At 45.8% G+C, this 12,195-nt stretch carries 11 protein-coding genes; 9 read left to right on the top strand and 2 right to left on the bottom strand.

Features of this window, described 5'->3' with window-relative positions:
* The 8 genes from ACTXGO_RS05075 to hisC all read left to right on the top strand — a co-directional run.
* Nucleotides 1–633 (top strand): BON domain-containing protein (locus ACTXGO_RS05075; protein ID WP_443573559.1); only part of this gene is annotated, 633 nt, incomplete at its 5' end.
* A gap of 233 nt (nt 634–866) precedes the next feature.
* Nucleotides 867–1,880, top strand: a complete 1,014-nt coding sequence (locus tag ACTXGO_RS05070; RefSeq protein WP_443573557.1) for an alpha/beta hydrolase — start codon at nt 867–869, stop codon at nt 1,878–1,880.
* A 282-nt stretch (nt 1,881–2,162) separates the two neighbouring features.
* Nucleotides 2,163–2,630 carry a hypothetical protein gene (locus ACTXGO_RS05065; RefSeq protein ID WP_443573555.1) on the top strand — a complete coding sequence of 156 codons (468 nt, stop codon included), beginning with the start codon at nt 2,163–2,165 and terminating at the stop codon, nt 2,628–2,630.
* A gap of 189 nt (nt 2,631–2,819) precedes the next feature.
* Nucleotides 2,820–3,065: a BolA family protein gene (locus tag ACTXGO_RS05060; protein ID WP_443543358.1), complete on the top strand. Its 246-nt coding sequence runs from the start codon at nt 2,820–2,822 to the stop codon at nt 3,063–3,065.
* A gap of 118 nt (nt 3,066–3,183) precedes the next feature.
* Nucleotides 3,184–4,452 carry a UDP-N-acetylglucosamine 1-carboxyvinyltransferase gene (gene murA, locus ACTXGO_RS05055; protein WP_317200580.1) on the top strand — a complete coding sequence of 423 codons (1,269 nt, stop codon included), beginning with the start codon at nt 3,184–3,186 and terminating at the stop codon, nt 4,450–4,452.
* Nucleotides 4,453–4,534: 82 nt separating this feature from the next.
* Complete coding sequence (gene hisG / locus ACTXGO_RS05050) at nt 4,535–5,230, top strand: ATP phosphoribosyltransferase (RefSeq protein ID WP_317200581.1); 696 nt, start codon at nt 4,535–4,537, stop codon at nt 5,228–5,230.
* A 186-nt stretch (nt 5,231–5,416) separates the two neighbouring features.
* Entirely contained in the window at nt 5,417–6,712 is a 1,296-nt protein-coding gene (gene hisD / locus ACTXGO_RS05045; RefSeq protein ID WP_435949700.1) for a histidinol dehydrogenase, read from the top strand.
* 140 nt (nt 6,713–6,852) lie between these two features.
* Entirely contained in the window at nt 6,853–7,980 is a 1,128-nt protein-coding gene (gene hisC, locus ACTXGO_RS05040; RefSeq protein WP_443573553.1) for a histidinol-phosphate transaminase, read from the top strand.
* A 2-nt stretch (nt 7,981–7,982) separates the two neighbouring features.
* On the opposite strand, the gene ACTXGO_RS05035 is transcribed toward hisC, so the two are convergent.
* Together ACTXGO_RS05035 and ACTXGO_RS05030 are read right to left on the bottom strand one after the other, a co-directional pair.
* A complete protein-coding gene (locus tag ACTXGO_RS05035; RefSeq protein ID WP_443573552.1) occupies nt 7,983–9,644 on the bottom strand; it encodes an anthranilate synthase component I family protein in 1,662 nt (553 codons plus the stop codon).
* Between the two features lie 11 nt (nt 9,645–9,655).
* Entirely contained in the window at nt 9,656–10,891 is a 1,236-nt protein-coding gene (locus tag ACTXGO_RS05030; RefSeq protein WP_443573551.1) for a beta-ketoacyl-ACP synthase II, read from the bottom strand.
* Between the two features lie 284 nt (nt 10,892–11,175).
* Here ACTXGO_RS05030 and ACTXGO_RS05025 point away from each other — a divergent pair.
* On the top strand, nt 11,176–12,195 hold a 1,020-nt coding region (locus ACTXGO_RS05025; RefSeq protein WP_443573550.1), incomplete at its 3' end, for an EcsC family protein.

Below are 12,195 nucleotides of genomic sequence, written 5' to 3'. Positions count from 1 at the left end.
AGCTTTAATAGTGAAGTTTTGCTCACGGGCGAAGTACCTACCGAGACGTTAAAGACCCAAGTTGAAAAGGTCATCAGCTCCATGCCAGATGTACGAGCTGTCTACAACGAGCTCAACGTCGGCGTGGCTCGCGGTTACAGCTCAACTGTGCAAGATGGTTATATCACCTCAAAACTCGTGGCAAAGGCCGCCGCTAATGACGGCGTCAAAGCCTCACAAATCAAAGCGGTCAGCAACAATGGCGTGGTCTACCTAATGGGACGCCTGACCCCAACGCAGCAAAGCCACTTGATCGATATCGCTAATGGTACCGTTGGCGTGACAGAACTGGTACTTCTAACGACTGTGGTCGATGATAGAGGTATCAAGATTAGCCGTGATGACATTATGTACGAGGCTAATTTGGCCACCGATGCGACAAGTCAGATGCCAGCTCAGCCTATTGTCAGACAGTTAGATACTGCCAATCGCGTCAATGCACCTGTCGGGTCAGTAAATACAAGCCCTGTACCTTCTACCAACCAAACCCCAGTCATCACTCAAAGCCCAAGTACGCAAAGTCCAGAGACACAAAGCCCGACCTCCTATCAAAACTCATCAAGTCCTTATATCGATCTGTATAAGGATCAATAACTTAAAATAAAAAGCGCTCAAAGATAGTATAAGCAGTTAGTGCAACGTGAATGACAATAACCCTAAACAGACATAACAGGAAAAGCACGATAACTAAAGCGATAGCCATTACACTATAACCAGTAAAATCAAGGGAGGAGTCAACGTAATGCTTATAACGTCGTACTTGCAATGCAGCATTTAAGTTGTTGACTGACACTAAAATAAAATAGGGATAATATAGGGTAGGAATAATGGCTATAAACGATGAAAAGTTAAATATCAATATTGAGTCAGGTAAAACTAAATCACGTAAGACTGAGTCACGTAAGACTAAGTCAGGTAAAACTGGGTCACGCAAATTTAATTTGGGTACGGTAGGCATCAGCACCGCTGTCGCAATAGGCGGTATTGCGCTTGCAACGCAGCAAGCACAAGCCTTGTCAGCATTGGCTATCGTCAATGGCATCACCGCAAGTGGCGGCGTTGGCGTTAGCAAGGATATTTTGTACGGTGATGAGCCTTTGCAAGATTTGGATATTTATTATCCAAAACCATTAGCGCAAGCTATGAAGTCGCAGCAGGTCATTAGCGATACTTATCCTATGGTGGTGTTCGTACACGGCGGCTCTTGGGAGAGTGGTAACAAAGAAGAGTATGCGTTCGTCGGTCAAAGCCTAGCGCAGGCAGGCTATATCACAGCGGTCATCAATTATCGTAAAGCGCCTGAACACGCTTATCCTGATTATGTCGAAGATACGGCAAAAGCGATCGCTTGGAGCTATGACAATGCCCAAAACTACTATGGCGACCCTGAGCGTTTTGCGGTTATTGGACATTCAGCAGGTGCGTTCAATGCCGTGGCCGCGGTCTCTAACGAAGACTTTTTAGCGCCATATGGGGTTAAGCCTGATGATATTAGCGCCGTCATTGGTATTGCAGGCCCTTATAGTTATGACTTTCGTAAATTTAGTAGCGCGAGTGCCTTTGGTGATAATGCAACGCCAGATGAGGTAATGCCAGATAGACAGATCAAAGGGCCACAGCCACCATATCTGTTACTGACCGCTGAGAATGACAAAATTGTCCATGATCAAAACACCATTAAAATGACGCAAGCACTAAAAGAAAAAGGCGTCGCCGTTGAGACAGGCGTTATCAAAGGCGCCAGTCATGCGACGAGTATTGGCGCCATGGCGCCGCCACTACGCTGGGTCAATGATGTGCGCGCGCAAGTGGTCGCTTATTTGGATAAAGAGCTAAAATAACTAAAATAGTTTAGGGTGTTTTTTGATAGCGTCTTAGACAGCCCTAAAATAGATTTTTTTATAGGTCTTCAGCACTGTTAAGTAACCTCTCATACTAAATCCCCAGTTTGGCCTAGCGCCTGCTGGGGTTTTTTATGTTTCGCTATATCTGTATATTTAGAAGTATAAATACAACAAAAGACTGTTCATTCAATGCGGTCTACCTCTATTATAGAAGAAATACTATTAAAATATACAAGATTATAAGTTAAGGAAATCTAAATCAAATAAAGGACTACCACCATGAAACTACTCAAATTGTCACTATTAAGCCTAACTTTAGCCGTACCTTCGTTGTCATTTGCCGCGGGAGGTAGTGATCCTATATTAGGGATTGATATTATCATACTCAAAGATCCTAGCTCGCAGCCTATCGCCAATATACCCTTCACTAATTCAGAGATAAATCAATATAACGAGCTAAGAGAGAGTGATCGCCACGCTTATCTCAATAAAGTCATCGTGCCGAAGCTTGAGCGCGTCAATCAAAAGTACAACTATGATATAAAATGGAATCCAATCATCGAAAAAGGCATTGAGCAGCAGTGGTGTATCACCGTGCCTTGCGATGCTAAATCAAATATCATTATCCAACTCAATATTCCAGAGAATCTGCGTCAGTCCGATGTTAAGTTTAGCTTAGCGAGTCAATCGGATCGAGTGATTGAAAAACGAACGATAAAGCGTGTTGCGCAGATGAGAATGCGTTAAAGCTAAGATAAAGCGCTTCGCTTTTGCATAATCGTAAAAGCCGTTATTATCTCACTATAGTAATGTGAATATCGTCTGTGTATATGTCATGTGCGCTTATACACAGACAGTGCTGTAAGATAGCTAAACTCTTGTTATAATACGTCCACTAATTTATCCAAACATCTAATAACAGGTTACTCTATGAGCATGAATGCCGACGATCTTATCGCCTTTTTACAGCAGCATTATCCAGAGGCTTTTATTCAAGCCGCTAACCAAGGCAACAAGTTTGATGTCCGCGTGGTGGACGCCAGCTTTGAGGGCAAACGCACCGTTCAGCGTCAGCAGGCCATCTATGCCTTGGTCAACGATAAGATTGCAAGCGGCGATATCCATGCGCTTAACATTCAAGCGCTTACGCCAGCAGAGTGGGATATTCAGTCCAAAGGCTAATGGCTTTTGTATTTGATCAAAATTTGAAGTGAACTCATTTAGCACTTTTACCTTTGTTCTTTTTCTATTTATTCGCCTGCATACTTTTATTTGCAAGCACAGCTAGGTTGTTACCTTTATGGATCAGTTTTTAATCACCGGTAGTAGTCGTATCGCAGGGGAAGTTACTATTTCAGGGGCCAAGAACGCAGCATTACCACTGCTTGCAGCGATGATACTAGCTGAGAGTCCGACGACTTTGCATAATGTCCCTTCACTACAAGACGTGCGAACCTTGATTAAGCTGATCGGTGGTATGGGTATCGACATTCAAAAGCAAGAGGATACTGTTACTTGCGATACCAAAAATATCGACAGCTTTTACGCGCCTTACGATTTAGTTAAAACTATGCGCGCCTCCATCTTGGTGCTTGGGCCTTTGCTGGCGCGTTTTGGTGAGGCAGAAGTCTCCTTGCCAGGCGGCTGCGCTATTGGCTCACGTCCTGTGGATCAACATCTCAAAGCTTTTGAAGCGATGGGCGCACAGATCTCGGTTGAGAATGGCTACGTCAAAGCGCAAGCACCTAAAGGTGGCAAGCTGCTAGGCTGTCATTTTTCTTTTGATATGGTGACTGTTGGAGGTACTGAAAACGTCATTATGGCAGCCGCTCTTGCCAAAGGTACGACAGTACTAGGTAACTGCGCGCTTGAGCCAGAAGTCGTTGATTTGGCGAATATGCTAGTTGCGATGGGTGCCAAGATAAGCGGCATTGGTACCTCGATCATGACCATCGAAGGCGTTGAGCGCTTGCATGGCTGCGAGTATTCAGTCGTTCCTGATCGTATTGAGACCGGCTCTTATTTGGCTGGCGCTTTAATGACGCACGGTGATGTACTCACTAAAAACACTTCAGCGCTACTATTAACGCCGGTGCTAGAGAAGTTTGAAGACATGGGCGCAGTCATTACCACAGGTGATGATTGGATTCGCGCCCAAATGAGTGGTCGTCCTTTGCCTGTCGATATTCGCACCCAGCCGCATCCAGGATTCCCAACTGATATGCAGGCGCAAGTGATGGCGATTGCCTGTTTGGCTGATGGTACTAGCACCTTTATAGAAAATATTTTTGAAAACCGTTATATGCATGTGCCTGAGCTTAATCGTCTCGGCGCCTCTATTCAGGTCGATGGTCACACTGCAGTCGTTAGAGGGGTTGAGAGATTCACTGCCGCTCCCGTAATGGCGACTGATCTGCGCGCCTCTATGTCACTCGTTATGGCAGCGGCAGCGGCTGAAGGCGAGAGCCTCATCGATCGCATTTATCATATTGATCGCGGTTATGAAGACGTCGAAAACAAGCTACGCGCGTTAGGCGTGAATATTGAGCGCGTCAATACTAATGATTAGTAGTCATCAAGCACTAAGAACAAAATTAGTATCAATACCGATTTCAATTAGACTATAAATAGCAAATGGACACTGTGTCATTATGACCCAAGCAACCAAGCACGACTCAAATAGTGGCTTACTAAACGAAGTAAACGATGAGTTTTCAGGTTTAACCTTAGCGTTATCTAAAGGGCGTATCTTAGAGGAGACTATGCCGCTACTCCAAGCGGCTGGTGTTGACTTATTAGAAGACCCAGAGGCCTCGCGTAAACTTATTTTTCCGACATCTAATCCCAACGTGCGCGTACTAATCCTGCGCGCAAGTGATGTACCGACTTATGTAGAGCACGGTGCGGCTGATTTTGGCGTAGCGGGTAAAGATGTCTTGCTTGAGCATGGGGCCAATCATGTGTACGAGCTGCTTGATCTACGCATTGCCCAGTGTAAGCTGATGACCGCAGGCATTAAGGGAGCCGCGCTTCCTAACCGCCGTCTGCGTATTGCGACTAAATACGTCAACGTTGCCCGTGCTTACTTTGCTAGTCAAGGTCAGCAAGTGGATGTGATTAAGCTGTACGGTTCGATGGAGCTTGCGCCTTTAGTCGGTTTGGGCGATCTGATCGTTGATGTGGTCGATACAGGCAATACCCTGCGTGCTAATGGGCTTGAGCCGCGCGATCATATCTGTGATGTGTCTTCGCGCTTAATCGTTAATCAAGTCAGCTATAAGCGTAAATTTGCTTTGCTTGAGCCTATTTTAAACAGCTTTAAAGACAGTATTGCTGCCACAGCCTAGCTCATCTCTCACGATAACGTTAGCTGTCAGTACTGATAGTAAGCATAAAATTAAACACAGTTATACAGATTATAAAACCAGTTGAGCGCTATAAAAGGAATATGGCATGCTAAACTGGTTTTGTTGTGTCTACGGTTAGGCCGCCCTCATTATTTTTAGTCAAATAGATAGAATATAGGACAAATTATGCGCCAGTTAAGCACTTTGGATACTGATTTTGATAGTCAATTGACGCAGTTGTTAGCTTTTGAGACCGTCAACGATGCCAAATTACTAAGCACCGTTGATGACATCATCGCGCAAGTTCGCGCTGATGGCGACGATGTGGTACTGGCGTTGACGCAGAAGTTTGATCAGCATCCAGCAACATCAATGAGTGAGCTTGAATTATCTAAAGAGGCATTAGCTAAAGCTTTCGATAGCCTTGACGATGAAGTTCGTGACGCTTTGACTACGGCGGCGACCCGAGTTCAGAGTTTCCATGAGCGCCAAGTACAAGAGACTTGGCAGTACGAGGATGAGCTGGGTAACCGTTTAGGACAAAAAGTCACGCCACTCGATCGCGTTGGTATCTACGTGCCAGGTGGTCTAGCGTCTTATCCTTCTTCAGTACTCATGAACGCGATTCCTGCAAAAGTTGCAGGCGTAACTGAAATCATCATGGTCGTACCTGCGCCCAAAGGGGTGCTTAATCCTTTAGTATTGGCTGCCGCTCATCTGGCTCAAGTGGACCGTGTCTTTACTATTGGCGGCGCGCAAGCCGTCGCAGCACTGGCTTACGGTACTAAGACGATTCCAGCGGTTGATAAAATCACAGGGCCTGGTAACAAATACGTAGCGGCTGCCAAGCGTGCGGTATTTGGTAAAGTCGGCATCGATATGATCGCAGGCCCATCCGAGGTCTTGGTTTATGCTGAGGGCGAAGCGGCGGATCGCGCTGACTGGCTGGCAATGGATCTACTCTCACAAGCCGAGCATGACCGTATTGCGCAAGCTATCTTTGTAACAACCAGTGCGTCACAGCTTAAAGAAGTGGCGATAGAGATCGAAAAAGCGTTAGCTGAGTTACCAAAAGCGGATATTGCACGTGACTCTCTTGAGAACCGCGGTGCGTTAATACTGGTCAGAGATAGAGCCGAGGGCATGGCACTGATTAACCGTATTGCGCCTGAGCATTTAGAATTATCTGTGGATGATCCTGATATCTTACTTAACGATATTCGTCATGCAGGTGCGATATTTATGGGTCGTCATACGCCAGAGGCTATCGGTGACTACTGTGCAGGCCCCAACCACGTACTGCCAACTTCAGGTACTGCAAGGTTCTCATCACCGCTTGGGGTTTATGATTTTCAAAAAAAATCTTCAATAATTTATTGTACGCAAAGCGGCAGTCAAGCGCTGGCAAGAACGGCAGATATCCTCGCGCAGCACGAAGATCTAGAGGCACACGCCAGATCAGCGCGGTATCGCTATCAGTAATCAGTTGATGTTAACGCTGATTAAATAGACAAAACAGTAGAAATAAAGCACCATTGATGAGCAGTATTCGATTATGCTCTTGACACAGAAACGTCATAAATGATGCGATAAATAGTTATCGATTAGCTTTAGGATAAATTATGAGCGAGCAAAGAATAGACAACAGATTATGGTCAGCTAAAGCGCGTAACTTATCACCTTATGTGCCAGGTGAGCAGCCCCAGCACGATAATTTGTGCAAATTAAATACCAATGAAAATCCCTTCCCGCCGTCACCCAAAGTCGGCGAGGCCATTACGCACATGCTCGCGCAGCAAGCGGACAATTTGCGCCTTTATCCTGATCCTGAGTCTGATGAGCTACGCACAGCACTAGCAGAGCATTATGACCTTGAGCGTGATCAAGTGTTTGTTGGTAATGGTTCTGATGAGGTATTGGCCCTAGTCTTTGCCAGCTTTTTTATGAAAGAGCGCCCTGTGCTTGCACCTGATATCAGCTATAGTTTTTATCCAGTATATGCACAAACCTTTGGCGTGGAGCTGGTGCAGATAGCGCTAGAGTCTGACTTTAGTATTGATCCTGACGCCTATCGCCAGCCTTGTAGCGGGATTATCATCGCCAATCCTAATGCGCCAACAGGGCTGCTTTTATCACTAGCTGATATTAGCAAGCTTGCCAGCGAGCACACTAATGCTGTGATTGTTATCGATGAAGCTTATATCGATTTTGCAGAAGGCGACGCTGTTTCAGCGATTAGTCTCATCAATGAGTTTGATAATTTGCTAGTGACGCAGACCTTTTCAAAATCGCGCTCACTTGCAGGCTTGCGGGTAGGGATGGCCTTTGGCAACCTCTCGCTCATCGAGGCGCTCACACGTATGAAGAACAGCTTTAACAGCTACCCGCTCGATAAGTTGGCGCAAGCAGGGGCAAAGGCTAGTGTTTTAGATAGCGACTACTTTAAGCAAACTTGCCAGCGAGTTATAGATTTGCGTCAGTCACTAACGGCTGGTTTGAGCGCGCTTGGTTATGAGGTGCTACCGTCTCACGCCAATTTTGTATTTGCTCGTCCGCCTTTGGGTAATGCGCAAGAAATCGCAAGCCAATTGCGCGAGCAGGGCATTATCGTACGTCATTTTGATAAGGCGCGGATTAATGAATATGTGCGCATCACGGTTGGTACGCCTGATCAGCACAAACGTCTAATCGACGCTCTAACGGTGCTTCATGATAAGATAGATCAAAATCAGGACGCCTTGTCTTCTTGATATTAGCTTGCTGTCTTGTCTTTGTTTTGGTGCAATACAGCAAGTAAATTACCGACTTTATCGAGGCATTCTTGATACTCATCGGAGCAGTCAGACGCCACTGTTATCCCGCCACCTGCCCACAAGCTCACTTGGCTATCACTGTTATTTTTAGGGTTATGCTGAGCTTGTAGCGTGCGAATCAATACATTCCACTGACCACTACCATTAAAATTCATGTAGCCCATGGTGCCGCAGTAGGCACCGCGTGGCACGGTTTCTAGTTCTGCGATAATCTCAACCGCACGTTTTTTTGGTGTGCCTGTGATCGAGCCTGCAGGCAAACTGCCAAATAATACCGCTAATGGATGGGTATCTGGCTTTAGCTCAGCGGTAATGGTACTCACCATATGATGCACGTTACTAAAGCTCTCAATATCAAATAACTGCGGCACCTTAACGCTACCTATCTTGGCATATTTGCCCAAGTCATTACGCAGCAAATCCACAATCATCACGTTCTCAGAGCGATCCTTAGCGCTATTGATGAGTTGCTGTTTGAGCCTTTTATCTTGCTCAGCAGTTGCGCCGCGCGGCTGCGTGCCTTTGATAGGTTTGGTACGGATATGATGCGTACTAGTTTTGCTATCACTGATAAAAGTAAAGAACAACTCAGGTGAGCAGCTTAGTAATTCAAAATGCGCCTTCTGTCTATCTATCTGGCTATGTTGAATAGAGGGAGTCACACTCATATATCCAGCAAACGGCGCTTGGGTATTGCGATGCAGAGCAGGCAAGTAATCAAGAAGCTGCGTCGCTGATTTATCATTAAAACTCGCATCAGCATCAAAACTACCAAGCCACGCTTGCGTCAAGTTGATCTGATAGCAGTCGCCTTGCTGTAGATAATTCTGAGTTTGAATAAAGGCTTGCTGGTAATCGCTCTTTTGCCATTTTGCTGTAAGCACTAAAGGCTTGGTTGCCGATTTAAAAGTGTTTGTCATCGCTAATTGGCTATTTAATACATCTAAATAAGTTATCAGCTTTTTTATGAGCGCCGCCTTTGAGTCTTGAGGTAAAGCACTATTATCTGATGTTACCTGTAGTGTCCACTGCGTTTGATCTTTATCAGCACTTAAATAAATATCGTAGTGCCCAAGTACCGCGCAGGGTTGATGCGCTTGCTTGATATTTGAGTTTGGACTTAAGTGATGCGCGGCAATATCGTAGCCGATAAAACCCATTAGCCCATGATGATATTTAGGTGCATCAGTTAGAGCTGAGTGGTTATTATTGCTTTTATAGTCTTCGCTATAGGTGATGAGCTCATTTTGCCAAGCATGATAACTCATTATTTTAGTGCAGGTTTTATCGTTACTTGTTTTATCATTATTTGAGCCAGTATCACGGCAGTGTTTAATAATTTGATAAGTCGCGCTGTTATTGATGTCATTTTGATAAGAGCTATCAGGATAAACCTGCCAGCTGACCTTAGGTAGTAGACCGATAACAGGCTGATCCTTATTATTGAGCCAGACCAGTTGCCATCTCGCCTTTTGGTCTTGCGCCAATAGATGCCGCTGCAGTATCGGCAACAAATCAGCTGCCGCCAAATCACCAAAACGCCAGCTATTACTTTGAATAACTGGCGTTGTTAGAGGATATGGGTTTTTTAATAAGCTCATAAAGGTATTGTCTAAGGGGTAAATTTCTTGATAATTAAAGTGGCATTAGTACCACCAAAACCAAAGCTATTACTCATCAAAGTGTTTAGATCCACATCACGTTTTTGAGTGACGATATCAAACCCTTTAGCAGCAGGATCTAGCTCTTTAACATTGATACTAGGCGCGATAAAGCCATCTTGTAGCATTAGTAAGCAGTAGATCAGCTCTTGCGCCCCAACTGCACCTAAGCTATGACCTGTCATAGATTTAGTAGAGCTAATGGCAGGGACTTGACTGATATTATCACCGAACACTTTGGCGATGGCTTTGAGCTCAGTGATATCACCGAGCGGGGTGCTGGTACCATGACTATTGATATAATCGACAGTCTTAAGTCCTGCCTCGCTCAAAGCCTGCTGCATGCAACGTACAGCGCCTTCACCGCTTGGGGCGACCATCTCAGCGCCATCTGAGCTGGCACCGTAACCGACGATTTCAGCCAAGATATTTGCGCCGCGTGCCTCGGCATGCTCTAAGCTCTCAACCACAACCATCGCACCCCCTGCAGCAATTACAAAACCGTCGCGATCTTTATCATAGGCTCTTGAGGCTTGCGTTGGGGTGTCATTATACTGGGTGCTGACTGCGCCCATCGCATCAAACATACAAGACTGTGTCCAATGCTCCGCCTCACTGCCGCCTGCGAGCACCACATCCGCTTTACCTAATTGGATAAGCTCGGCGGCGTGACCGATGCAGTGAGTAGAGGTGGCGCACGCGGAGGCAAGCGAGTAGGAGACGCCTTGAATTTTAAGACCCGTCGCCAGCGCTGCTGATACCGAGCTGCCCATAGTTTTTGGTACAGCCATAGCGCCAACGCCGCGCAGCCCTTTGTCTCGCATAGCGTCTACCGCGTTGACAATATTTTCAGTAGAGGCGCCACCTGAGCTGGCCACTAGTGCTACTCGCGGGTTGTTGTTAATAGTCTCAAGCGATAAGCCAGCTTGCTCAATAGCGTTTAGCGCGCTGACATAAGCATAGAGGCTGGCATCACTAAAAAAACGCTTGAGCTTACGGTCGATACCGGCTGTATCTAGCTCTTCTTTGTTGATACTGCCGCTTATCTGCGACTTAAATCCGTGCTCAGCGTAGGACTCGTTGAAGGTAATACCAGACTGGCCTTGTTTTAGCGCTGTAGTCACAGCGTCCAAATCGTGTCCGATACAAGAGACGATCCCTGCTCCTGTAATAACAACTCGGCGCATATTCTACTCCTTATAATAGCGGTGTTTGACTCTAAATTTTTATACCTATAATAAGTAGCATTATGGCACAAGTGAGGCTTTTGCCATAACCCTACTATTAACATTTGTAGCCAGCCAAAACTTTGATACAAATTTATATGAGCAATAACATTGTTGGCACTGACAAAGCCTGCGCAATTTGAGTAAACTGATAGGCTGAATTTAAGCGGCAAAGCAGTTAGACTTTGAGTTTAAGTGTTTCTATTAAAATAATATCTCATCAAAACTATATTAAGGATAGCATTATGGCAAAGCAGAACCCTTTGAACAAAGGCATCAGTTTAGTAGGTCATTTTACGCGTAACAATCTTGAACGTATGGGCTCGCTTATCGATGGGGTCAATGCCAAGGCGGGCAAACCGCGTCAATACAAAGCGGTAAACCTAGGCGATGACGATTACCAGCAAGACTTGTTTCGTGAGCAAACGCTAAAAGCAACCCAGCAGCTCATAGGTACGCGCTTTGCCACTTACGGTAAGTATGCCAAAAAGGTTGTGCCAAATAGCCTATTTCAAAACACGGTAGATGGTGCATTTGCACAAGTGGCTAAACTTGCCGCCACTTGGAGCCAGATTGACTTACCAAACGAACACCGTTTTGCGGACATCACTGATTTAGATGACGAACAGCGCTATGCGTTAGCCACTGATATCGCCAATCAAAACCGCGCTCTAGCGACTTTAGGCGGTATTACAGGTCTCGCTGGATTGCCAGGACTGCTCGCCGATACGCTTTGGTTGTTACTGGTGTCGTTACGTACGGTTTATCAACTAGCAGCAGTATACGATAAGCCACTGACAGGTAAGCAAGGGATCAAGATGGCTTATGAGCTACTCTCGAGCGCTGATTTGAGTAAGATGCAAGAAAAACAGGCACTGCTAGCAGGTCTAGGCGTTGGTAAAGGCTTACTAGACAACGCACAAAGCAGCGGTCTACACAGCGAGCTTAAGAACCTAGGTCTAAAAAATCAAAACGTCAACTACTACGCTGAGCAAGTCGACAGTATCGCAAGTCAAGTCGGCATAGACCTTGATAATATCAACCTTGCTTGGTTACGCCGCTTCTTACCTGTGACCGCGGTCGCTATCGGTATGAGCTATAATAGCCGCCTGATTGATGAAGTGATTGGTGTTGCCAAAGCGACCTTTGGTCCAGAGCCAAAGCTTGCCAGTCCTGCTATTACTGATGACAGCGCTAGCGAAGCCAAGGTGGATGTTGATGCTGATGCCAAAAAAGATGACGATAAAGTAGAGGATGCAGAGAAG

Source organism: Psychrobacter sp. T6-1, assembly GCF_052258445.1.
The sequence above is the reverse complement of the archived record's forward strand: the minus strand, read 5'-3'. Positions and strand labels throughout refer to the sequence as shown.